This is a genomic window from Micromonospora sp. CA-111912 (genome assembly GCF_050948415.1).
GTDB lineage: Bacteria > Actinomycetota > Actinomycetes > Mycobacteriales > Micromonosporaceae > Micromonospora.
Genome location: NZ_CP192007.1, coordinates 1,265,608 through 1,288,671 on the forward strand (window position 1 = coordinate 1,265,608; position 23,064 = coordinate 1,288,671).

At 71.5% G+C, this 23,064-nt stretch carries 19 protein-coding genes, 1 tRNA gene and 1 pseudogene; 12 read left to right on the top strand and 9 right to left on the bottom strand.

Annotation, left to right across the window (positions count from 1 at the left end):
- Positions 1–56 precede the first annotated feature (56 nt).
- Positions 57–1,088 carry a hypothetical protein gene (locus ACQPZO_RS05800; protein ID WP_433347719.1) on the top strand — a complete coding sequence of 344 codons (1,032 nt, stop codon included), beginning with the start codon at positions 57–59 and terminating at the stop codon, positions 1,086–1,088.
- Positions 1,089–1,543: 455 nt separating this feature from the next.
- Here the strand turns inward: ACQPZO_RS05800 and mdlC are convergent, their stop codons facing one another.
- Positions 1,544–3,139, bottom strand: a complete 1,596-nt coding sequence (gene mdlC / locus ACQPZO_RS05805) for a benzoylformate decarboxylase (RefSeq protein WP_433347721.1) — start codon at positions 3,137–3,139, stop codon at positions 1,544–1,546.
- Positions 3,140–3,287: 148 nt separating this feature from the next.
- Positions 3,288–4,091: an S-methyl-5'-thioadenosine phosphorylase gene (locus tag ACQPZO_RS05810; RefSeq protein ID WP_396669896.1), complete on the bottom strand. Its 804-nt coding sequence runs from the start codon at positions 4,089–4,091 to the stop codon at positions 3,288–3,290.
- Positions 4,092–4,333: 242 nt separating this feature from the next.
- Here ACQPZO_RS05810 and ACQPZO_RS05815 point away from each other — a divergent pair, with 242 nt between their 5' ends.
- Both ACQPZO_RS05815 and ACQPZO_RS05820 read left to right on the top strand, forming a co-directional pair.
- Positions 4,334–4,924, top strand: a complete 591-nt coding sequence (locus ACQPZO_RS05815; RefSeq protein WP_433347722.1) for a YqgE/AlgH family protein — start codon at positions 4,334–4,336, stop codon at positions 4,922–4,924.
- Between the two features lie 85 nt (positions 4,925–5,009).
- Positions 5,010–5,082 (top strand) — tRNA-Ala (locus ACQPZO_RS05820).
- A 251-nt stretch (positions 5,083–5,333) separates the two neighbouring features.
- Here ACQPZO_RS05820 and ACQPZO_RS05825 read toward each other — a convergent pair.
- The 4 genes from ACQPZO_RS05825 to ACQPZO_RS05840 all read right to left on the bottom strand — a co-directional run bounded on the left by ACQPZO_RS05825 (position 5,334) and on the right by ACQPZO_RS05840 (position 8,554).
- Entirely contained in the window at positions 5,334–5,888 is a 555-nt protein-coding gene (locus ACQPZO_RS05825) for a histidine phosphatase family protein (RefSeq protein WP_433347724.1), read from the bottom strand.
- A gap of 158 nt (positions 5,889–6,046) precedes the next feature.
- Positions 6,047–7,489 (bottom strand): hypothetical protein, encoded by a 1,443-nt coding sequence (locus tag ACQPZO_RS05830; protein WP_433347726.1) that lies wholly within the window; start codon positions 7,487–7,489, stop codon positions 6,047–6,049.
- Entirely contained in the window at positions 7,486–8,016 is a 531-nt protein-coding gene (locus ACQPZO_RS05835; protein ID WP_433347728.1) for a SigE family RNA polymerase sigma factor, read from the bottom strand. The genes ACQPZO_RS05830 and ACQPZO_RS05835 overlap by 4 nt, the downstream gene beginning before the upstream one ends.
- A gap of 112 nt (positions 8,017–8,128) precedes the next feature.
- Complete coding sequence (locus ACQPZO_RS05840; RefSeq protein WP_433347730.1) at positions 8,129–8,554, bottom strand: hypothetical protein; 426 nt, start codon at positions 8,552–8,554, stop codon at positions 8,129–8,131.
- Positions 8,555–8,803: 249 nt separating this feature from the next.
- Between ACQPZO_RS05840 and ACQPZO_RS05845 the strand changes: the two genes are divergently transcribed.
- From ACQPZO_RS05845 to ACQPZO_RS05855, 3 genes are all read left to right on the top strand, one after another.
- Positions 8,804–9,175, top strand: coding sequence for a YciI family protein (locus ACQPZO_RS05845; protein ID WP_433347731.1), 372 nt, complete (start codon positions 8,804–8,806; stop codon positions 9,173–9,175).
- A 43-nt stretch (positions 9,176–9,218) separates the two neighbouring features.
- On the top strand, positions 9,219–10,457 hold the full coding sequence (locus ACQPZO_RS05850; protein ID WP_433347733.1) for an RNA polymerase sigma factor: 1,239 nt from the start codon (positions 9,219–9,221) through the stop codon (positions 10,455–10,457).
- A 139-nt stretch (positions 10,458–10,596) separates the two neighbouring features.
- Positions 10,597–11,724, top strand: coding sequence for an acyl-CoA dehydrogenase family protein (locus ACQPZO_RS05855; RefSeq protein WP_433350825.1), 1,128 nt, complete (start codon positions 10,597–10,599; stop codon positions 11,722–11,724).
- A 95-nt stretch (positions 11,725–11,819) separates the two neighbouring features.
- On the opposite strand, the gene ACQPZO_RS05860 is transcribed toward ACQPZO_RS05855, so the two are convergent.
- A complete protein-coding gene (locus ACQPZO_RS05860) occupies positions 11,820–12,158 on the bottom strand; it encodes a hypothetical protein (protein WP_433347735.1) in 339 nt (112 codons plus the stop codon).
- Positions 12,159–12,375: 217 nt separating this feature from the next.
- Between ACQPZO_RS05860 and ACQPZO_RS05865 the strand changes: the two genes are divergently transcribed.
- Positions 12,376–13,194: a helix-turn-helix domain-containing protein gene (locus ACQPZO_RS05865; protein ID WP_433347737.1), complete on the top strand. Its 819-nt coding sequence runs from the start codon at positions 12,376–12,378 to the stop codon at positions 13,192–13,194.
- Positions 13,194–13,394, top strand: coding sequence for a DUF397 domain-containing protein (locus tag ACQPZO_RS05870; RefSeq protein WP_433347739.1), 201 nt, complete (start codon positions 13,194–13,196; stop codon positions 13,392–13,394). Before ACQPZO_RS05865 ends, ACQPZO_RS05870 begins: the two co-directional genes overlap by 1 nt.
- Positions 13,395–13,404: 10 nt before the next feature.
- Here the strand turns inward: ACQPZO_RS05870 and ACQPZO_RS05875 are convergent.
- A pseudogene (locus ACQPZO_RS05875) lies at positions 13,405–13,562 on the bottom strand (IS701 family transposase); the annotation flags it as partial.
- Positions 13,563–14,184: 622 nt separating this feature from the next.
- Between ACQPZO_RS05875 and ACQPZO_RS05880 the strand changes: the two are divergent.
- Both ACQPZO_RS05880 and ACQPZO_RS05885 read left to right on the top strand, forming a co-directional pair.
- Positions 14,185–14,565: a hypothetical protein gene (locus ACQPZO_RS05880; RefSeq protein WP_433347741.1), complete on the top strand. Its 381-nt coding sequence runs from the start codon at positions 14,185–14,187 to the stop codon at positions 14,563–14,565.
- Positions 14,565–18,164 (top strand): AAA domain-containing protein, encoded by a 3,600-nt coding sequence (locus ACQPZO_RS05885; protein WP_433347743.1) that lies wholly within the window; start codon positions 14,565–14,567, stop codon positions 18,162–18,164. Before ACQPZO_RS05880 ends, ACQPZO_RS05885 begins: the two co-directional genes overlap by 1 nt.
- A 114-nt stretch (positions 18,165–18,278) precedes the next feature.
- On the opposite strand, the gene mgrA is transcribed toward ACQPZO_RS05885, so the two are convergent.
- A complete protein-coding gene (gene mgrA / locus ACQPZO_RS05890) occupies positions 18,279–19,232 on the bottom strand; it encodes an L-glyceraldehyde 3-phosphate reductase (RefSeq protein ID WP_433350827.1) in 954 nt (317 codons plus the stop codon).
- Between the two features lie 416 nt (positions 19,233–19,648).
- Here mgrA and ACQPZO_RS05895 point away from each other — a divergent pair, with 416 nt between their 5' ends.
- Together ACQPZO_RS05895 and ACQPZO_RS05900 are read left to right on the top strand one after the other, a co-directional pair.
- On the top strand, positions 19,649–20,677 hold the full coding sequence (locus tag ACQPZO_RS05895) for a CapA family protein (RefSeq protein ID WP_433347745.1): 1,029 nt from the start codon (positions 19,649–19,651) through the stop codon (positions 20,675–20,677).
- A gap of 253 nt (positions 20,678–20,930) precedes the next feature.
- Entirely contained in the window at positions 20,931–23,063 is a 2,133-nt protein-coding gene (locus tag ACQPZO_RS05900) for a HAMP domain-containing protein (protein ID WP_433347747.1), read from the top strand.
- Position 23,064: the final 1 nt, after the last annotated feature.

A 23,064-nucleotide genomic window follows, 5' to 3' on the forward strand; every position in this document is an offset into this window, starting at 1 on the left:
CAGGCCGGTGACCCGAAGCCGGGGAACCGGAAACGGCGCGGGCGCGTCGAAGGGGTATGCGTCGTCCAGTTCTCGCCCTGGTGGGCCTGCCCCTGCTCCTCATGGCGGCCGGTTGCGACCCGGCCGGGTCGGAGCTGGCAGCCGACGACCGGTGGGAGTCGTTCCACCAGCGGGCCGTCGAGGTGGCCGAGGCGTGGCGCCCCGGAAACGCCTGGACCACCGGGTACGTGCCGCTTCAGGAGCCGACCGTGCTGCTCGGGGACCCCGACTTCACCCCGGAGACCGAGCAGGCGTTCCGCAACGGCTGGTACCGGGAGCAGATCCCGGTGCCCACCGCCAAGCCGGCCGACGCCGCGATCCGCTTCCCCGACGGGACCATGACCGTGCCGCTGGTCAGCGCCAGCACGGCGTACCGGCAGCTCGACCAGGGCGACCCGCCGCCGTGCGAGGGCCGGCCGCAGTGGCCGACGCCCGAGAAACGGCCGGGCTTCCGGCCGAAGCCCGGTGCCACGGGCGGGCCGACCATCGAGCCCGGCCCAGACGGGCCGATCATCAAGCCGGGTACCACGGACGGGCCGACCATCGAGCCGGGGCCGGACGGGCCGGTGAGTAGCGTGCCGTCGACTGCCTGCGTGCCGCTGACCGTCACCGCCGTGCGGCTCGGTGCCGCGCCGGTGCATACCAGCCGGGGTGAGGCGCAGGTCCCGGCCTGGGTGTTCACCGTCGAGGAGCTGAAGGCCCCGGTAGCCCGGCTCGCGGTCGTGCCCGGCTCGGTCACCGCCGTGCCCCGGGGCGTCGCGCCTACCCGGCCGGCACCCGACGGCGTGGTCGGTGCCCAGGACCTCCAGGCCGTCAACGGGGCCCGGCTGACCTGGCGGATCGGCATGGGCGCCTGCGACACCGGGGCCAATCCGTTGGTGCAGGAGCGCGACGATGTGGTGGTGGTCGGCGGCGGTGTCACCCCGGCCACCGGCATCTGCACCGATCAGCTTGTGCTCAAGCCGGTCACCGCCACCCTAAAGGCACCGCTCGGCGACCGGACGGTGCTCGACGTGACCACCGGCACGCCGCTGGTACTGCGCCGCTGACCCGCCGCCCCCGGCTGTGGCCCCGCGCTGGCCGCGATCTGTCCCGACTGCCGACTGCCGACTGCCGACGAGCGGTGAGTGGGTGGGGTCGTACTCGGCGGTCCATGTGGAGCTGCCCCGTCTGTGCTATCGGTCGGCGGTAGCACAGACGGGGCAGCTCCACATGGACTGACCGAGGGGTGGCCCAGCTCGGGGGTGGCCAATCCCAGCCCGGTGGTAGGCCATCCTGGCGGTAGGCCGGCCATTCGCCCCACGGAACCCAACCAGGCCCTGCGGCCCGCCCGGCCCGCCCGCACAGGCCAGTGCCTGCCTGGGTCTTCCCGGTTGGCCTGGCTGTGCCCGCGGGGCCTGGCTGCGCCGAGTGGGCGCCCGGTGGGCCGGGTAAGCCCCGTCGGCCCGCGGCGGTCGGCCCGCGGCGGTCGGCGGGCGGGGCGGGGTGGCGGGTGGGCTGGGGCTCAGAGCAGCCGTGGGACGTCGGTGCTGATCGGCACCGGCAGCACGGTGGGCCGGTCCGCGGCCAGCGCGGCGCGCAGCGCGTCGCCCAACCCGTCGGGCTCCTCGACGACCGTGGCGGCGCAGCCGTACCCCCGGGCCACCGCGGTGATGTCCAGGCCGGGCAGGTCCAGGCCGGGGACCCCGGGGGTGTGCTTCAGTTCGGCGAACGACTTGAGGATCGCGTACTGCTGGTTGACCGGGACCACGACGGCGAGCGGCAGGCGCAGCCGCGCGGCCGTCCACAGGGCCTGCACCGAGTAGTGGAACGAGCCGTCCCCGATCACCGCCACCACCGGGCGGCCCCGCCCGGTGTCCCGCTCGGCCAGCGCGATCCCGACAGCTGCCGGTAGCCCGAAGCCGAGCCCGCCGCTGGCCATCGTGAAGTAGGACGCGGGCCGGGTGGCCGGCAGCCGGCGGCGCAGCGCGGCCAGGTTGGACGGTGACTCCTGCACCAGCACCCCGTCGGGCGGCCAGTGCCGGGCCAGGATCGCGAAGAGGCCGTCCGGGCTCAGCGGTGGGCCCAGGTCGGGCGGCTCCGGGGCGGGTCGGGGCGGCGGGGGCGGGCGCTCGGCCGCCGGGAGCAGGTCGACCAGGGCGGCGAGCGCCAGACCCGGGTCGCCGAGCAGGCTGTCCCCGACCGGCGCGCGGGCCGTCTCCTCCGGGTCGTCGGTCACGTGCAGCAGCCGGGAGCCGGCGGGCAGGTAGTCCCCGGGCACGTGTGGGTAGTACCGGAACACCGGCGCGCCGACCACCAGCACCGTGTCGTGCCCGCGCAGCGCGTCGGCCAGCGGCCCGATCGCGTACGGCAGCACGCCCCGGTAGTACGGGTGGTCCTCGGGGAACGCGGCCCGTTCCGGGGCCGGCGCGGACCAGACCGGGGCGGCCAGCCGCTCGGCCAACGCGACCGCCGCCGGCCACGCTCCGGCCCGGTCGACCGCCCCGCCGAGGACGAGTGCCGGGGAGCGGCTGGCGGCCACCGTGGCGGCGAACTCGCGCAGCCGGGTCGGGTCCGGGGCGTACCGGGTGGCCACCGTGCGCACCTCGGGCGCCCCGGACGCCGGCTGCTGCCAGTCGTCCAGCGGCAGGGAGAGGAAGACCGGCCCGGCCGGCGGCTGCACCGCCGTGGCGTACGCCCGCATGAACGCCGCCGGGATGTCCTGCGCGCGGGGCGGCTCGTAGCCCCACTTGACGTACGGCTGGGTCAGCTCGACCGCCCGGCGACTGGTCAGCCGGGGCTCGATCAGCAGCATCTCCCGGGTCTGCTGGCCGGCGGTGACGATCAGCGGGGTCTTGTTGTGCCAGGCGGTGACCAGGTTGCCCATGCCGTTGCCGGTGCCCGGGGCGGTGTGCAGGTTGACGTGCGCGGGGCGGCCGGTCGCCTGGGCGTACCCGTCGGCCATCCCCACCGCGGACGCCTCGTGCAGGGCGTGCACGTAGTGGAAGTCGGCGGGGAAGTCCTGCAGGAACGGCTCCTCGGTGGAGCCGGGGTTGCCGAAGACGGTGGTCAGGCCCAGCGCCCGGAGCAGGTCGTACGTCGTCTCGCGGACCGTTGCCATCGGTGGGCCTCCGTGTCGCGGCGCGGGCTGCCTCCTCGCCGGAGACGAGCGGCGATCGGGCCCCCGACCTGCCGAATCTATCCGGAAAAGGCTCACCTATCGGCCAATTCGCCCAGCCCGTACTGGTCGCCGCCACGCCGGCCCGGGGTCAGGGGAGCGGGAAGGGCAGCTTGATCCCGTCCAGCGCCCGCCCGCACGGGCAGTCCCGCCCGGCCGGCAGGGCGGCGACCGCGTCCAACAGCACCCCGCGCAGCCGGTCGGTGTTCTCGCCGAAGACCCGGAAGACCTCCTCCTGGGTCACCGACTCGCCGCTCTCCACCCCCGCGTCCAGGTCGGTGACCAGGGCGATCGGGGTATAGCAGAGGGCCAACTCCCGGGCCAGCACCGCCTCCGGGTGGCCGGTCATGTTGACCACCGCCCCGCCGATCGCGGTGAACCAGCGGGACTCCGCCCGGGTGGAGAAGCGCGGCCCCTCCACGACCACCATCGTCCCGCCGTCGACCGCCGATACGCCCCGCCCGGCTGCCGCGTCGAGCAGCGTCCGGCGACCCACCGGGCAGTACGGGTCGGCGAAGGTCACGTGCACCGCGCCCCGGTCGTAGTATGTCTGGACCCGGCCGCTGGTGCGGTCGATGAGCTGGTCCGGCACCACGAAGGTGCCCGGCCCCAACTCGGGGCGCAGCCCGCCGACCGCGCACGGGGCGAGCACCTGGCGCACCCCGAGCGACCGCAGCGCCCACAGGTTCGCCCGGTACGGGATCAGGTGCGGCGGGTGCCGGTGGTCGCGCCCGTGGCGGGGCAGGAACGCCACCCGCCGGCCGCCCACCTCGGCGATCGTCACCGGGTCCGACGGCTCCCCGTACGGCGTCTCCACCTGGTGCTCGGTGGCACCTTCCAGGAGGGCGTAGAGCCCCGAGCCGCCGATCACCGCGATGTCCGCCGTCGGCCCCATCGCCACCCCCTCCGGTCCCACTCGATCATCCACCGGTCAGACCTTAACCAGTGCCCCGACCGCAAGCTATGGTGCCAGGCATGGCGTTGACAGCAGGGATGAGCGCGGAGTCCCGTGCCGACCGGGTGTGGCCCTCCACATCCCCGCTCGGCCCCGGCGTCGATGCCGTCCGGTCCGGCCGCGGTGCCGACGTCCGGGGCGACGGCCCCCGTCCCTCGGCGCGTGGCTGACGGATGTCTGACATGCAGGGAGAAGACCAGGCGATCGGCGGGCGTGCGATGGAGTCGATGACCGGACGGCTGCTGGTCGCGACCCCGACGCTCAAGGACCCGAACTTCGACCGGACGGTGGTGCTGCTGGTCGCGCACGAGCCGGGCGGGGCGCTGGGCGTGGTGCTCAACCGGGCCACCGAGGTCCCGGTCGTCGACGTCCTCGGCGACTGGAGCTACCTGGCCCGGGACCCGGCGGTGCTGTTCGAGGGCGGGCCGGTGCAGCCGGACTCGGCGATCTGTCTGGCCCGGTTGCGCGGCCCGGCCAAGCGGTTGCGCGGCTTCCACCAGGTCGCCGGCGCCGTCGGCACGATCGACCTCTCCGCCGACCCGGAGCGGATGCGGGAGAGCGTCGGCGGCATCCGGGTCTTCGCCGGCTACTCCGGTTGGGGTGCGGGCCAGCTCGAACAGGAGATCGAGGACGGCTCCTGGTTCGTCTTCGACGCGCTGCCCGGGGACGCCTTCGTCGACCGCCCGGACGACCTGTGGCCGATGGTCCTGCGCCGGCAGGGCGGCATGATGGCGGCGGTCGCCCACTTCCCGCCGGACGTCGCGCTGAACTGACCCGTGGGTGAGGGCCCGCGAGATGACCATGGCGGCCGGCGTGTGTATAGTTCTCTCCGTGCCCGGGCAACCGGGGGCAAAGTGAGGGGCCGTGGCGCAGCTGGTAGCGCACCACACTGGCAGTGTGGGGGTCAGGGGTTCGAGTCCCCTCGGCTCCACCCTTACGAAACGCCCTGGTGAGAAAGCGATTCTCTCACCAGGGCGTTTCTCGTTTTCGCTGCTCCCGGGCTACTGCATGCCAGAACCGTGCCAGATCAGGCGCTGAGTTTGCCGCGCGCCTCTTCGATCAGGGCGTCCCGGCGAATGTTTCTAACCTCATCGATTGGGCGTTTTGCAGCTCAGCAGCGGCAGCTGTTCCTGGCTTCGCGCGCGACACGTCTCGTGGACGGTTCGGCTTCGCGGTTTGGAGTCATCGACCGTTCCAGCCCGTAGGGAGGGAGTAATGCCAGCCTTCCTGCCATGCGAACGGTGCATCGACCTGGTCTTCGAGCGGAACTCCGTCCAGGAGATTCGCCAGAGCCCATCGGTTGGCGGAGTGGGCGATGAGCAGGATCTTCTTGCCGTCCCAATCGCGGGCGACTTCGGTGAGGAAGTCGCGTGTCTGGTCGACCACGTCCTGGTAGCTCTGCCCTTCCGGGAACGGCTCGTGGATGTGCTGAGACCTGATGCGTGCGAGCTCGCCGACCGGCATCCCGTTGAACGTCCCGTAGTTGCACTCACGCAGTCGTGGGTCTTGGCGAATGGGGATCCCGGTTTCTGTGAAGGCGATCTCGGCCGTCTCGACTGCGCGAGCCAGGTCCGAGGTGAACACGGCGGTAAGGCCGTCCCCGCTGCGGCGCTGCCCAAGATCGTGAGCCAGTTTTCGGCCCGTCTCCGACAGTTGTCCGGGCAGCCAACCGGTAGCGAAGCCGGTTTCGTTGTCCGTGGTGATCGAGTGGGTCTCGTAGACGATCTCGACTGCCATCGTGCGCTCCTCCTCGATGTCGCCAGGCAGCAATCGTCGCAGCGGTGGGGGCGCTGTTGTCAAAGGCCGGACGCCTCGGATCCGCCCGGCACGACGGCCCTGAACCTGCTCGGCGGGGCCGAGTCGTCTTCGGACGACTCGGCCCCGCTTTCGGTTCGTCAGGGGGCCACCCGGGTAGCCGGGCTGTCGCCCGGCAGGCCCGACATGTCGGCCTCGACCGGCGGCAACGGAGTGGTTCCGAGAACGCTGCCGTCCCTGGAGTACGCGGTGAGGGTGGCCGGCTGGTCCGGCGGTATCCGGGTGGTGCCGGCGTTCGACGCGTCGAGGGCGACCGTGGCCGGAGGCGCGCCGCCGACCGCGACCGTGACGCGGGCCGCGTCCGGCGGGGCGATCACCCGCACCTGGTCCGTCGGCGTGCGGGTGCCGTTGTCGGCCCGGATCCGCCAGCCGATCGGTCGCCGGTCGGCACCCTCGGCCGGCAGCAGCAGCCGCAGGTCGATCGACCAGCCGGTTCGGTCGTCGCCGTGCATGGCGTACGCGATCACCCCGCCGCCGGCGGGCTGCACGGTGAGTAGCGCGGCGGTCTGGCCGTGCTCGCTGCCCGACCAGCGCACCCGTACCGTCGTCCCGGCAGACAGGAGGCGACTGTCTTGAAGTGCCCAATCGGCCAAGTTGCGCAGGTTGGCGTCGTCCAGTGGCGTACCTCGGGCGCCCTGTCGGGCGGCGGCGAGCAGGACGTCCATCCCCGGCCCGGTCGAGCCGATCCCGGCGTACGGGCCGCCACCCAGGCCGCCCTGGAAGAACACGTGGTCGCCACGGGTGACCCGGATGAGGGGTTCGCTCCGAAGCGGCGCGGGGGGCAGGACGGCGATCCCGACCCCGCTGCCGTCCGCCCTGGCGAGGTCCTGGTACTCCAGGGTTCCCCTCGGCGTGTACCGAGGGGCGCCACTGATCTTCACGGTGGATTCGGCCGGCCCGACGACGACCGCGAATCCGCGCCCGTCGGGACCGTCCTGCATCAGGGTCATCACCGGGTCGTGGGTATCCCCGCTGTGGCCGGCGTAGCGCATCTGTTGGGCACTGGCCCCGGCCGGACCCACGTACCAGACCAGCGCCTCCTTGGTCAGCAGGCCGAACCGCCGCGGCACCGTGACCAGCGCGACCCGCTGGCCGGGCTGGTCACTGCCGTAGAGCAGACGAATCCGGTCGCGATCGCCGACCTTCCACATGCCGTCCGAGTTCCAGCCACCCAACGGGTTGTCGGTGCTCAGCCGCGAATCGGTGCTGATCCGTGCCCGCAGCGTGTCCAGCCAGGCCTGATCGGCGGCCAGCGCGCCCCGGGGCGGCGCGTCGAGCAGCGCTGCCGGGGCGGCGGCCACCGCGATGCCCGGCACCCACCCGGGCAGGGGCACCACGTTGGCCTGGACCCCGACGACCGCGGATACGACTGCGGCGGCCACCGCCGCCCGGATCAGCCGCGTCCGCCGGTGCCGTCGCTCGCGCCTGGCGAACCCCGGCCACGGGTCCTCAGGTACGTCGACGCCGTGCGCGGCCTGGCACAGCGCAGGATTGAGCGTCGAATTCGCGAAGCTCTCGATCATGCCAGTTCCTCCTCGAGCCGTACCGGGGACTGCGGGGCGGGTGGGGCGAACTCGACCCGCAGCCGGGCCAACCCGCGCGACGCCTGGCTCTTCACCGAGCCGATGGAACAGCCGAGAACCTTGGCGGCGTCCGCCTCGCTGAGGTCCTCGAAGTAGCGCAGCACCAGAACCGCCTGGGTCCTGGGCGGCAACCGCCGCAGCGCGGTGAGGAGCAGTTGCCGCTCCTCCACCTGCGCGTACGCGTCCGGCGTCGGCGCGCTGTCGGAGGTCAGCAGCGGCACCTCCAGCGGTCGCCGCCGACGCCGCCAGGAGATCGCCGTGTTGACCATCGCCCGGCGTACGTACACCTCGGGCGCGTCCCTGCGCAGCACCCGCCCCCAGCGCCGATGGGTCTTCTCCAACGCCGACTGCGCCAGGTCCTCGGCTGCCCCCCGGTCGCCGGTCAGCAGGTAGGCCGTTCGGAGCAACGGCCCCCACTGTCGTTGTACGAACAGCCGGAACTGTTCGTCGTCCTCGTGCCGACTCACGCCACCTCCAGGTCGCGTCCGCCTCGCGTTCACGTGCGGATGCAGAGTGAGACGCAATCGGCGGCGTCCGGGGTTGAGCGGGAAACCGCTCAGGTTCGGTGGCTGTCCGAGCTCAGCGCCGGGTCATCGTGGACGCGTATCCGCCCCCACCTGGGTAGATCCACTCGCCGGTGACCGTGGTGTCGTCGGCGCTGAACGTGCCCTCGTAGTAGGCCGGGCTGCCCTTCGCGCCGCCCCAGATGATGAGCTTGTCGCCGACGAGTTCGTAGACGTAGTCGAGGGTGTTGCCGGCACTGTCGTAGAACCGCGACACCACGTCCGCGCCGATCGGCTCGCCGAACGGGTGCAGGTGGCCGATGACCTCCAGGCCGGTGACCGGCTGGCCGAACTGGGTCAGCTCCACGTGCTGGAGCAGGAAGAAGCCGCCGGTCATCCACTCGTACCGCACGGTTCCCTCGGCGCCGCCGGTCACCGTCCAGGTGCCGACCAGGCGGTCCAGGGGGGTCAGTTCGGCGCTCGGCTGGGTGTTCTCAGACATCGTGTCCTCCTCGGTGGTTGCTTGCCGGTACCTCGGAGGCGGCACCCCGGCTTTGACATCTCACGACGTCGACCTGCTGTGGCCCGCGTCACATCCCCTGCGCGTCAAAGTGCCCGGTGCGGCCACGAGGTAGCGGCGAACACTGACCCAGGAGGAAGCCATGACCACCGTTCCCGCCGTCGGCCGCTCGTCCGAGCGTCTGCTCCTTCGGCGTAGCGTGATCCGAGGCCCGCGAACACGAGGATGACCATGAAGTATCTGCTGCTCAGCTACACGCCGGCCGCCGCGTGGAACGCCGCGACCGCCGACACGCCGTCCGAGGAGGCGCTGGCCGCGTTCGCCGCGTACCAGCGGTTCGAACAGGAGCTGATCGAGACCGGCGAGTTCGTCAGCAGTGAGGGTCTCGGGCACCCGGCCGTCAGCACCACGGTCCGCAGGACCCCGACCGGGCCGGTGGCGACCGACGGCCCGTTCGTCGAGCTCAAGGAGGTCCTGGCCAGTTTCGCGGTGATCGACGCGGCCAGCCAGGAGCGCGCCGTCGAGATCGTCTCGCGGATGGTCGAGGTGCTGGGCGAACCGATGGAGATCCGGCCGATCATGGGCGAGGACTTCGCCGCGTGAACGGCCTCCGCGGCGTCGCGGGCCGTCGAGCGGCCCAATTCGCGTGACGTCGGAGGTCGAGCACCTGCTGCGCGTCGAGGCGCCGCAGGTGCTCGGCGCGTTGGTGCGGCGCTTCGGCCGATTCGACATCGCCGAGGACGCGGTGCAGGAGGCGTTGCTCGTCGCGAGCCGGGCGTGGCCGACCGACGGTGTGCCGGAGCACCCGCGGAGCTGGCTGATCAGGATCGGGTACCGCCGGATGGTCGACCTGCTCCGCGCCGACCAGGCCCGACGCCGTCGCGAGCAGCACGTCGGCATGACCGAGCTGGCGATGCGGGATCCGGCCCGGCGGGCGCACCCGCCGCTGGAGACCGACGACAGTCTCACGCTACTGCTGCTGTGCTGCCATCCCGCGCTGAGCGCCACCTCCCAGGTGGCGCTCACCCTGCGCGCGGTCGGCGGCCTGACGACTGAGGAGATCGCGCACGCCTACGGAACGGCCGAGAACACCATGGGCGCCCGGATCAGCCGCGCCAAGCAGCAGCTGGCCCGCGCCGGTGCCCGGTTCACCCCGCCGACCGACGCCGACCGGGACAGCCGGGTGAACGCCGTCATGCAGGTGCTGTACCTGATCTTCAACGAGGGCTACACGGCCTCCACCGGCGACGCGCTCGCCCGCGTCGACCTGACCCGCGAGGCGATCCGGCTGACCCGCATGCTCCGCGACTCCCTGCCGGACGACGCCGAGGCGACCGGGCTGCTCGCGCTGATGCTGCTCACCGAGTCGCGGCGGGCTGCCCGTACGCGGGGCGACGAGCTGTTGCCGCTCGACGAGCAGGACCGGACACTGTGGAATCCCGAGCTGATCCGTGAGGGCACCGGGCTGATCGACAGCGTCTGGCGGCGGCGCGAGGTCGGCACGTACCAGTTGCAGGCGGCGATCGCGGCCGTGCACGCCGCGGCAGCGTCACCGGACCGGACGGACTGGCCACAGATCGCGGCGCTGTACCTCGGACTGGAACAACTCAGCCCGACCGCGCCGGTACGGCTGAGCCGGGTGGTCGCGGTCGCCCACGCGTACGGGCCGGCCCGTGGGTTGGCGCTGCTCGACGACCTCAACCGGAGCTACCACCTGGACGAGGAACCGCTGACCCGGCAACGGGAACGCGCCGTCCGCGCCCACCTGCTGGAGATGACCGGCGACGCAGCCGGCGCGGCGACGAGGTACCGCGAGGCGGCGGCCCTGACGCGGAACCAGGTCGAACAGCGGTACCTGCTGGGTCGGGCCGGTCGCATCGAGTGACCGTGTTGCCCGCGCTGGACGCGCTGGCCGTCGCCGTCGCGCGTAGCGTGATCGTGCAGCTGGCAGTATCCCCGGGAGGAAACGAATCGTGACCCTGTCCACCCCCGCTCCCACGCTCGCGTACTTCGGCGTCGACGCGCTGATCGACGACGACACCCGGGCCCTCCAGGCCGCCGTACGTGGCTTCGTCGACCGGCGGATCCGCCCGGAGATCGCCACCTGGTACGAGGACGGCAGCCTGCCCGTCCGGGACCTGGCCCGCGAACTCGGCGAACTCGGCGTGCTCGGCATGCACCTGGAGGGCTACGGCTGCGCCGGCACCTCCGCCGTCGCGTACGGGCTGGCCTGCTTCGAGCTGGAGGCGGGCGACTCGGGGCTGCGCTCCCTCGTCTCGGTGCAGGGATCGCTCGCCATGTACGCCATCTGGCGGTTCGGCTCCGAGGAGCAGAAGCAGCAGTGGCTGCCCCGGATGGCCGCCGGCGAGGCGATCGGCTGCTTCGGCCTGACGGAACCGGACTTCGGCTCCGACCCGGCCGGCATGCGGACCAGGGCCCGCCGCGACGGGGCCGACTGGGTGCTCGACGGTACCAAGATGTGGATCACCAACGGCTCCGTCGCGGATGTCGCCGTGGTGTGGGCCCGCACCGACGAGGGCGTCCGCGGCTTCCTCGTCCCCGCCGGCACCCCCGGCTTCACCGCCCCGGAGATCACCCGCAAGCTCTCCCTGCGCGCCTCGGTGACATCGGAACTCGTCCTCGACGACGTGCGGCTGCCCGCCGACGCGATGCTGCCGGAGGCCGCCGGCCTGTCCGGGCCGCTGTCGTGTCTCAACGAGGCCCGCTTCGGCATCGTCTTCGGGGCGCTGGGCGCGGCCCACGACTGCCTGGACACGACGATCGCGTACGCCCGCAGCCGCCTGATCTTCGACAAGCCGCTCGCCGCGTACCAGGCCACCCAGCTCAAGTTCGCCGACATGGGGCTGGAACTGGGCAAGGGGATGCTGCTGGCGTTGCAGATCGGCGCGATGAAGGACGCCGGCACGCTCGACCACCGGCAGGTCAGCCTGGGCAAGCTCAACAGCGTGCGGGAGGCCATCGCCATCGCCCGCGAGTGCCGGTCGATCCTCGGCGCGGCCGGGATCACCCTCGACTACCCGGTCATCCGGCACTCGGCCAACCTCGAATCCGTGCTCACCTACGAGGGCACCTCCGAGGTGCACCAGCTGATCATCGGACAGGTGCTGACCGGCCACGCCGCCTTCAAGTGAGCGGGGTCCGGCCCGGCCGGTCGGGAGCTGTGGCCCGTGAGGCTTGCCCGCCTCGACTCAATCGACGGCCCTGCCGCTGATCGGGGCCCGCCGGATCAGGGCCCGGTCGGCTGTTCGACGGGGACCAGGACGGTGCTGCCGGACCAGTTGATGTCCTCGTCCGAGATGGCCTTGTCCGGCTCGTCGTCCTCGTCCAGCGTGGAGTAGCTCGCGTAGTAGCGGCCGAAGCCGTACCCGCCGGCAGTCAGGGTGGCCAGCGCCCACGGCCGTAGCTGGTCGCGCAGCTTGTCGGGTGCCCGCCGGTCGACCGGCACCCGGAGGACCCCGAGCAGGTCGTACCACTCGTCTGCGGTGCCGGCATCGACGATCCGGGAGAGCGAGAACGCGTGCCGCACCTCCGGCTCCCGGCTGATCCACCTGACCTCGTTGAACATGTCGCCTCCTGCTGCTCGGAAGGACTTCCCGAAGCAGCATCGCTGACCAACTTGCTTATATCAAGAGGGTGGCTGCTGGCGTGTCCGTCGACTATGGTCACCCACATGGAAGCGCCAACGAACGAATGGAGTTGAGATGGCATCGAACCCCTCAAGGACACGTCGTAAGTCAACGCCTCCGCCCGCGTCCCCGACGGTCCAGGCGTGGGAGCTCGGGATGCGGCTGCGTGAGCGCCGCGAGGATGTGGGGATGACGGCGGTCGCGGCGGGCCGCGCCAGCGGCATCACGCAGGCGTACATCTCCGGGGTGGAGGCCGGCCGGGTCAAGGTGCCCGCCGACCGGCTGGCCCAGCTTGTCAAGATCTACGAGCTCGACCCGTCCGACGCCACCGAGCTGGAGGAGCTGCGGGTCGGTGCCATGCAGCGGGCCTGGTGGCACCAGTACTCGCAGCTCTTCCCCGCCGACTTCCTCCGCTTCCTCGGCTACGAGGCGGGCGCAGAGCACGTCCGCAGCTACCACAACGAACTGGTGGACGGGCTGTTGCAGACCGAGGAGTACGCCCGCGCGGTCATCCGGGGCGGCAACACCTACGTCCGGCTGACGGAGATGGACCGGCGCGTCGCCGCACGGATGGCACGGCAGCGGCGGCTGGACGGTGACCACCCACTGCGCCTGACCACCGTGATCGCCGAGGGCGCGCTGCGGCAGCAGGTGGGCGGCCCGAAGGTGATGCGCGCCCAGCTCGACCACCTCGACCGGCTGCTGACCGAGCGCCCAGGTGAGATCGAGATCCGGGTGATGCCGTTCGCCGCCGGTGCACACCCTGCGCTCGGCAGCCCGTTCCAGATCCTGTCGTTCCCGTCGCCCCGGCTGCCCGAGCTCGTCTGGCAGGAGGTGCTCACCTCCAGCGACATCATTGACCAGTCCAGCCGGGTCGCGGACTACGCCGTGACCTTCGCCGAGGCGCGGGAGCGGGCGTTAAGCTCGGCGGAGTCGCTGGCGCTGATCCGGCGGATCGCCAAGGAGATGACGTGATGACCCCTCGCCTCACCCCCGATCGTGGCTGGTTCAAGTCCTCCCGCAGCGCCAACAACGCGGCCTGCGTCGAGGTGCGGTTCGTCGGTGGCGCGGTGGGCGTCCGCGACACCAAGGACCGCAGCGGCCCGGCGCTCGCCTTCGACGGCAGCTCCTGGGCCACCTTCCTGACCGGGCTCAAGGCCGAATCGGCCAGTTAGCACTCCAACGTCACTTCGCCTGTCTGCGCTGGTAGTGGGATTGTCGGGCTCGGGCTTGGGATGTTCGTCGCCAGACCGACCAGTGCAGGATGTGCTCTGGTGAAAGCGCCAGGCCAGGGTGATGAACCGGTGCCAGCCTGTCCAGCCGCGGACCTGGTAGTGGTCCAGGCACAGTCGCGGAGTGTCCGATCCCGCCCGACGTTCATCCGCCCTCCGGGAGTCCCGTTCCGCTCCTTGCGGATGACCCGAGATCCTGGCCAGGGCCTCGGTCTCACCGGCCCTCAGCTATGTCTCCTCTTCCCGTACCTGCCCCGGGAGGTCGTCGCCACGCCGCCCCGGACACCGGGCAGTCGGGCGGCGGCCTGACGAATGCCCCCCACCCGGTCGGGGACCTGCCCTTCAGCCCCTTTGGAGCTGCCCCGTCCACGCTCCCACTCCACCGGTAGCACAAACGGGGCAGCTCCAAAGGGACCAACGCAGGGCACGCCGACCCGGTAGGGGCCGATGGTGTCGGCAGCGCGCGCGCATTCCAAGGGGCCTGCCAGCCGGAGACCCCACGACTTTGCCGGGGCCCTGCAGCGGCAGTACACCGGCACCGCCGGTCGTGTGGAGAACAGCCAGGTCGGACCAACCCGTCGGAGTGCGCCATTGCCCCATCCGAGACGGCCAGGGTCGGTGTTTGAGCCGACCAGTCAGTCACCAGTGGACCGTTGATCGGAAAGCCGACAGACATAACCGCACGCATCGCCGCCTCCGTAGCCTCGTCAGCACCGCACACCGAGGAGGTTGGGTGTCTGACGTCCGCATCCGGATCGAATTCACGCCGCTCGCCGACGACGACGAGTTCGTCCTCAACGAGCTGACCGAGGAGCTGGCGGACGACCTCGGCGAGGCCGGCGAGGTGGAGCGCGTCGAGCGGCCCACCACCGACCCGGCCGCCAAGGGCGTCGGCGAGCTGGCGCTCGGCGTGGTGACCGTGCTGGCGGGCGTCGACCCCGGCTACGTGCAGGCCCTGGTCGACGTGGTCCTGGCATTCCTGCAACGTCACACCGGCCGCCGGGTGCACCTGCGGGTCGGTGACGTCGAGTTGACCATCGACCGGCCCACCCACGGCCAGACCGACGAGCTGATCAGGACGATGCAGGCCGAGCTCGAACGGTCCCGCCGCTGATGGGTCGGCACGCCCTGCTGCTCGGTACGGCCGCCTGCCACGTCGACCGCGAGCTTGCGCACCTTCCCTCGGTACGACAGGACGTGGCGCAGCTCAAGGCGCTGCTGGACGGGGCCGGCGAGTTCGACACCGTACGCGCCGAACTGGACCTGCCGGCCGCGCACCTGCGTCAGGTCGTCGAGGAGTTCTACGGCGCGCGGCGCAACGGCGACCTGGCGCTGCTCTACTACTCCGGCCACGGCGTGCTGCACGGCGACGGGCAGTCGCTGTTCCTGGCCGCGACCGACACGGTCTGCGGGCAGTTGCACGCGACCGCGTTCGACACCGACGGCACCCTGCGTCATCTGCTCAACCACACCAAGGCCAGCCAGAAGGTCGTCCTTCTCGACTGCTGCTTCTCCGGCGCGTTCACGGCCCGGCACCGTTTCCGTGGCGGCGTGCGCGAGGAGCCGCGCCGCGCCAAGCGTGAGCGCGGCACCTTCATCCTGACCTCAAGCACCCACCTGAAGGCGTCGAAGGCGCAGGGACCGGACCAGCCGTCGATCTTCACCGAGGTGCTCCTCACCGGCCTGCGGGGCGCGGCCGAGGGGACGGCGGACGACGGCTGGATCACCACCAACGACCTCTCCCGGTACGCCCTGACCGAGATGGCCCGGCGTCGTCAGCACAACCCGGTCGAGTCGAGTGAGGGAGTCACCGAACCGATCCGGCTGGCGACCGTGCCCGGATCCGCCGCCGCCGCGAAGCAGGTGGCAGCCGCCCCGGCCACTCCGGCGGACGAGGCGCCGTTCGACGCGGACCAGTGGCGCCGCCTGGTGACCTACTACGTCAACTGCATGCAGCGGTCGACCGTGCTGCAGTCCCTCATCGATCCCCAGGCAACCGGCACGTACGTCGCGGCTCCGCCCGGGTCCGAGGCCGTCCTCACCGCGGACACGCCCGTCCGGCTGGGCGGTACGGCCGCCACACTCGCCGCGCGGGCCCGTGCCGACGGCAGGGAGGTGCAGTACGGCTATCCGGTCGTCGCCATCCGGCCCGGCCGGGGCAGACCTCCACGGCTCGCCCCACTCCTGGTCTGCGATGTCACCGTCGGCGCGGACGACGTCCTGCACGCCTCCTTTCCGCCCCGCCCCAGTTCAGCCCTCGTCGACCTGTTCCAGCTCTCCGAGGTGGAAGCCGACGAACTGCGGCAACGCGTCGAGCAGGCCTTCGTACCGGGGGATCCCGCCGCCCTGGTCGCCACCGCCGATGTGCTCATGAAGACGTTCGGGCTGGCCCCGGTGGTCGAGCTCGACCCGGCGACGCTCGCCGGCACCATCCGGCCGGGACCGGTGAGCCGGGTGCAGAACGCGGCCATCCTCTACACCGTCGACGCCACCGAGTCGCCGCAGCGGCAGCTCGTCGACGATCTGCGGGGCATGGTCAAGAATCCGAAGCTCATCGAGCGGACCGCCCTGGGCGCGCTGGCGCTCCGCCCCGACGAGGTGCCGCCGAAGCCGGTCGTGACGGTGGCGATGAGCGCCACGAACGAGGCACAGGAAGAGATCATCCAGGCGGCGATGTCGCAGCCGTTGACCGTCGCCCAGGGGCCGCCGGGCACCGGCAAGAGTCAACTGGTCACCGCCCTGCTGGCCACCGCCACCGCCGCCGGCCAGAGCGTGCTCATCGGTTCCACCAGCAATCAGGCCGTCGACTCGGTGCTCGGCCGGGTCACCGATTTGATCGGTCCGGGCCTGCTGGTGCGTACCGGCAACAAGGAACACCGTCTGCAGGAACCGAAACACCTCGCCGACATCCTCGCGGCCTATCCGCCGGCGGAGCACCGCACCGAGCCGGACGACCGTACGCCGCTGCACGAGCTGCGAATGCTGGCCGAAGAGGCGGCCCGCCTCCGTGGGAGGCTCGACGAGCTGCGTCTGCTCGAACGCGACCTCGCCGAGCTGGCCGTCGAGCGTGACTCCGACCCGGGCGCCGGGGTGGCCACGCTGCCGGACGACGACAAAGCCCTCAAGCAGCTCGTCCAACGGACCGATCGAGCGCTCGCCAGCAGGTGGTTCGGGTGGTGGTACCGGTGGCGGCTGCGGGCGTACCGGGTCGTCGACCGGGACGCCGTCGAGGCGCTCGCCGAGCGGGCCGTGATCGAGCTGCGCTGGCGCGAACGCCGGCAGCGTCTCGCCGAGCTGCCCGACGCCGAGGCTTCCTGGCGGGAACTCGTCGACCTGGTCGGCACCGACAGGCCCGCCCGCAGCATCGAGCTGCTGCGGGCGCAGATCGCCCGCCGGGTGGCTGCGGGAGCGCGCCTGTTGCAGGACCGGGCCGACGAGATGGCCAAGCCGCAGTCGGACAGCTGGGCCTACTTCCCCGAGCTGCTGCGGGTGCTGCCGGGCTGGGCGGTGACCGCGCTCTCCGCCCGGCGGTTGCGCAGAAGCCCCGCCTTGTACGACCTTGTGGTGATCGACGAGGCGGCGCAGTGCACCATTCCCGCGATCCTGCCCATGCTCTACCGCGCCAAGCGGGCACTGATCATCGGTGATCCGCGTCAGCTCGCGCCCGTCGTGGACCTGCCCGAGACCGACGACGTCACCGAGCGAGCCCGGGCCGATGTGAGTACCACCTGGCTGACCACCCGCCGGCTCACCTACACGGGCCACTCCGCGTACGACGCGTTCGCTGCCGCAGCGGGCGCGACGCACCTCCTCGACGAGCACTACCGGTGCCACCCGGACATCGTCGAGGTGCCGAACCGGGAGGTCTACCAGGGACGGCTCACCGTGCTGACCGACCCGGCCCGGCTGGCTGCTCCGGCCGATCCGGCGGTGCGCTGGCGCGACGTACCCGGAAGGTTCAGCCCCGGGGCGACCGGTTCCGGGCGTAACCAGGTGGAGATCGATCAGGTCGTCGCCGAGGTGGCGCACCTGCGGGCGGCGTACCCCGATGCCTCGATCGGGGTGGTCACGCCGCTCGCCGCGCACCAGCGTCGCCTGGCCGCAGCCCTGCGCGACGCCGGCCTCACCGACAACCTGCTCTGCGCGACCATCCACAAGTTCCAGGGCAGCGAACGGGACATCATGGTCGTCTCGCCGGTCGGTGCGCACGGCATCCCGGACCGCACCCGAGGCTGGCTCGTGCACCAGACCAACCTGTGGAATGTCGCCATCACCCGGGCCCGGTCCCAACTCGTCGTGGTCGGCGACCGTTCGTGGTGGTCGGGGCAACGTGGACTGCTCACCGCTCTGGCCCTCGGCCGCGAGGCCGCCGACAGAGTGCCGGATGCCTCGGTGGTGGCTACCGACCGGCTGCACCGCGCCCTTGGGGAAGCCGGCCTCGCCGTGCGGCGCGACGTACCCGTCGCCGGGCGGACCATCGACCTTCTTGTGTGCCACGCGGATGTCGAACTGGCCGTCGTCGTCGACGATCCGGCGGGGGATTCCGACGGCCGAGGACTGCGTAAGGTGCTCGCCCAGCTCGACATCACCGCTGGCCGCACCCCCGTCCGTCGCGTACCGGCCTGGCGTTGTCTGGCGGAGCCGGAGCGGGTAGCGGCCGAGCTGACCGACGACCTGCGCCGGTCAGCCGGTACGGATGCCCAGGAAGGGTGATGTCGAGACTTCTCGCCACGAGTGCCTACTTTCAGTGACACTGCCTGCCCACGTGATCCGACGGTCGTGACGACTACCAGCTCACCGCTGCTCCAGGTCCCGCCACGCTTCCAGTCAGGCGAGGTGGCCGTCGATCTCGGCCAGCTCATCGGCGGTGAAGTCCAGGTTGTCCAGCGCCGAGACGTTCGTCTCCAACTGCTCCACGCTGCTCGCGCCGATGATCAGGCTGGTCATCTGGGGGTCGCGCAGCGCCCAGGCGAGCGCGAGCTGGGCCAGCGACTGGCCGCGTCGCTCGGCGATCGCGCCGAGCGCCCGTACGGTGGCCATCTTCTTCTCGTCGAGGTCGCCCTCGTTGAGGAAGACGCTGGTGCGCACCCGGGAGTCGGCCGGGATGCCGCCCAGGTAGCGGTCGGTGAGCAGGCCCTGGGCGAGCGGGCTGTACGCGATGCAGCCCGCCCCGACCCGCTCCAGCGTGTCCAGCAGCCCGTCGTCCTCCGTCCAGCGGTTGAGCATCGAGTACGACGGCTGGTTGATCAGCAGCGGCGTGCCGAGGTCGCGCAGGATCGCGGCGGCCCGCTCGGTCTGCTCCGAGTCGTAGTTGGAGACGCCGACGTAGAGGGCCTTGCCGGAGCGGACGATCGCGTCGAGCGCGCCCATCGTCTCCTCCAGCGGGGTGTCCGGGTCGAACCGGTGGGAGTAGAAGACGTCGACGTAGTCCAGGCCGAGGCGGCGCAGCGACTGGTCCAGCGAGGAGATCAGGTTCTTACGGGAGCCCCACTCGCCGTACGGGCCGGGCCACATCAGGTATCCGGCCTTGCTGGAGACGACCAGTTCGTCCCGGTACGCCCTGAGGTCGGTGGCGAGGAGCCGGCCGAAGGTCTCCTCCGCCGCCCCGGGCGGGGGACCGTAGTTGTTGGCCAGGTCGAAGTGGGTGACGCCGAGGTCGAAGGCGCGGCGGACGATGTCCCGCTGCCGCTCGAACGGCCGGTCGGGCCCGAAGTTGTGCCACAGCCCGAGCGAGACGGCGGGCAGCCGCAGCCCGCTGCGCCCGGCGCGCCGGTAGGTCATCGTCTGGTAGCGCTCGTGGGCGGCTCGGTGGGTCACAACCACCGATCCTATCGCCGGGCCCAGCGCGCGACGGCCGCCGTGCTGGCGGCCCATCAGTTCCGCGACGCGGTCGTACCCGCCGGCCCTGATCGTCGTCCGGGAACACCATCCCGCGATCGCCTCTTGCAAGTGCGGCTCATGTCACTCTAAAGGGGACAGACGTCCGCAGACGGCCGTACTAGCCTGGCGCGGTGCCGAGCAATCCCCTCTCACTCCGGCGGCTCCCGGGTCCGCTCCGCGCGGTACTCAGCTGCGCCACGGCCGTTGTGGTCGCGGCCGGGGCGATCTACCTTCTGGGCCCGTGGTCGGCCGCTTCGCCCCCACAACCCGACGAACCCCGGCCGCTCGGTAAGCCGGTGGCCGTATCGGGCCGGTCGGTGTCCGTCCTCGCGGCCGGTGACATCCTCGTGCATCCGGAGCTGTGGCAACAGGCCCGGCGGGACGGTCGAGGCGAGATGAACTTCGCCCCGATGCTCGCCGGCGCGCGGCCCGCCGTCACCGCGTCCGATCTTGCCCTGTGTCACCTGGAGACGCCGCTCGCCCCGTCCGGCGGGCCGTACATCGGATTCCCGAAGTTCAGCGTGCCGCAGGAGGTGGTGCGGGGAATCAAGGAGACCGGATTCGACGGTTGCTCGACCGCCTCAAACCACAGCATCGACCAGGGTTATGCCGGGGTGAAGCGGACCCTGGACGCGTTGGACCGCGCGAAGCTGGGGCACACCGGCACGTACCGGACCGCCAGCGACGCCCGGCGTCCGCAGATCTACCAGGTCGAGGGCGCCCGGGTCGCGCACCTGAGCTACACCAAGAGCTTCAACGGGCTGCGCCGACCATCCGGTCAGAACTGGGTGGCAAACCTGATCGACGTAGCGAAGATCGAGCGCGACGCCGACAACGCTCGGGAGGCAGGTGCCGAGATCGTCGCGGTCAGCCTGCACTGGGGTACGGAGTACGAGCACGAGCCCGACGTCGACCAGCAGACCTGGGCCCGCAAGGTGGCGGAGGTCAGGAACGTCGACGTGGTCTTCGGTCACCACGCCCACGTCGTGCAGCCGGTGGAGAAGATCGGCGGCAAGTGGATCGTGTACGGGATGGGCAATCAGATCGCCCGCCACGCTGAGCCGGTGAACGTGAACCGGGATGGCGCCATGATCAGGGTGACCTTCGGCCCGACCGACTCGACGAAACGGTGGAAGGTGATAGCCATAGAGGCGATCCCGACCTTCGTCGATCTCAACCCGGATATCCGTTTGGTTGATCTCGAACAGTCGCTGGCCGATCCGGCGCTCTCACCCGGCCGGCGCCGGATCTACGAGGCGGCCGTGGAGCGGATCCAGGGCAGCCTCCTGACCAGGGCCGCCGACGAGGCCGGCCTGGTGGTACGCGGTACGCCCCTGCGCGATTGAGCGGTCCCGCCGGTACCGGGTCGACGGGCCGGGCCTGCCTATCACGCCCATCACGCCCGCATCGCGAACCTTTTCGCTAATCCGAATATTGCTAGCATTCGTCCTGGTTCGGGGTGTCTGCCGGTTGGGCAGCCGACGGAGCTCCGGCTTCGGTGGGCCGATCACGGGGGAAGGTAATCGGTTCGTGTCAGGCAGATTGGCGCAGCTTGCGCACCAGAGCCCCGGCGCCAGACCGGTCCAGCAGGATCAGCTGTTGGTCTGGCGGCGCCGCGCGCTCGACCAGCAGTTGCCGGCTGCGGCGTTTCCCGCCGGCACCAGTGCGCCATCGCTGGTCTACCTCTGGGCGACGATGTTCGTGGTGGCGGCGGCGGTGCTCGGTTTCACCGTGAACGCCCAGCGGGGCGTGCCCCCGGCGGTGGTCGACTCGCAGCTCGACGTCGTGTCGAAGATTGCCGGCAACCTCCGGTCGAACACCGGTGCCGCGGTCGAGGAACTCGACCGGACGGTAGCCGGACGGGCGGACGCGGACGACGCCGCGCTTCCGGCTCGGGTGGTCGCCGACGGGGCGGTCTGGAGTGGCGCCGCCATTGTGGAGACCGCATCCCGGAAACCGGTCACGGCCAGGGGCGCCGCGCTGCCGTACGAGCTCTTGCCGCCGGTGCTGCCCGCCAACGACACGATCACAGTCACCACCCCGGACGGTCCCGCCCTGGTACGCGGCGTCATTCTCGACGACACCCGGACCCTGCTCGCGATGCAGCCGCTCACCCTGCGGAACCTGCGGCTGAACCCGGACGCCGGACACGGCATCTTCATCATCACCCCGGACGGCCGGAGCAGCCTGATGCAGGGCGCGAACGCCGTCGACCCGGTCCACCTGCCGGTGGTCTTCCAGGGGCTGGCCGAGTCGGACTCCCGGCGCAGCCGGGAGGTGGTCGTGCAGGAATGGCCGGACCGGCACCTGGTGGTGTCGTCCGCCCCGGTCCGGAACGCCGGGCTGGTCGTCACCTCGCTCCTCGCCGCAGACGTGGCCGAGGGCACCTCTGGCATCAGCGGCCTGCTGCTCGGGCTCACCCTGCTGGCGGTGGCCGCGCCGGCCTTCCTGCTCATGCGAATGTCCCTGGTCCGCCCGGTACGGGCGCTGCTGGCGCAGGCCAAGGCCGACGCGTGCGGTGTCGTCACGCCCCACCGGGCGTCCGCCCGGGTCGCCGAGGCGCAACGCGTCGCCCGTGCACTGGCGCTCGCCTCCGGCGACAGCCCACCACCCGACCGCCGGTGGCTGCCCAGCGTCCTGCAGGGGCTGTCACTGGCCACCGTGGTCGCCCTCATCTGGCCGGTGGCGGCGGTGGCGCTCACCCTCAGCTCACCCGCCGGGTCGATACCCGCCCAGCTCGTACGGGACGAGGAGAACCGCGCCGAGGCGGCTGGCAACTCGCTCGGCAGTGCCCTCGACGGCGGCCTGCAGACGGTCTCCCGGATCTCCCGGTCCGTGCGGGCCTCCGATCCGGTGGCGACGTCCCGGCTGCTCGAAAGGGAACTCGACGAGGCGCGACGGTTCCGGGTGCTCTATGTGATCGGCCCCGACGGGAAGATAGTGACCACCGCCGGCCGGAAGCCGCTGCGGAGCGTCGGACCGGTGCCGGGCGAAACCGGGGTACTTCTCGACGACACGGTGTCCCGGATGCCGGTGCTGTACGCGTACCGGCTGATCGATGACGGCTTCGCCCTGGTCGGTGAGTTCGACCCGGACCCGCTGCTGGGGCTGATCCGCAACGTCGACGGTCGGGTCCGGGTCGTCGACGCCGAACTGCGCACCATCCTCGACTCCGAGGGATTCCGTGCCTACCAGCCACTCCAGGGTGAACTGGCCAGGCAGGTGGCGGTCGAGGTGCTACCCGGTGCCACGGTCGGCCGATCCAGCACCTCGAACGGGGATCCCGCACTCATCGCCGCCACCGGCCTGAACTATCCGGACACGGTCGCGCAACTAGAGTGGTCCATTGTGGTCGAGCAGGACCTCGCCGGGCTGCGCCTGCCGGAAGTCGTCGAGCGACGCTGGACCCTGCTGCTGGCCGGTGCGGTGGTGGGCATCATCCTGCTCACCCAGGTGTGGCAGCTCTACATCTTCGTCCGGCCCCTGCAGCGGCTGGCCGCCGTCTCCGAGCGGATCAGCGCGGGATCGGTCGACCTGCCGGTCCCACCCCAGCGGCACGACGACATTGGGGCAGTGGCCATGTGCCTGGAGATCTGCCGCCAGGTCCGCCACACCGGTTCCGCCCGATTCGGCGGTGCCATCCGGATGCGGGGCACCGAGGAGGACCGCACGACCGTACTGCCCCCCATCCGACGCCACGCCGCCCCTTCGGGCCGGGCCAGAAAGGGCTGAC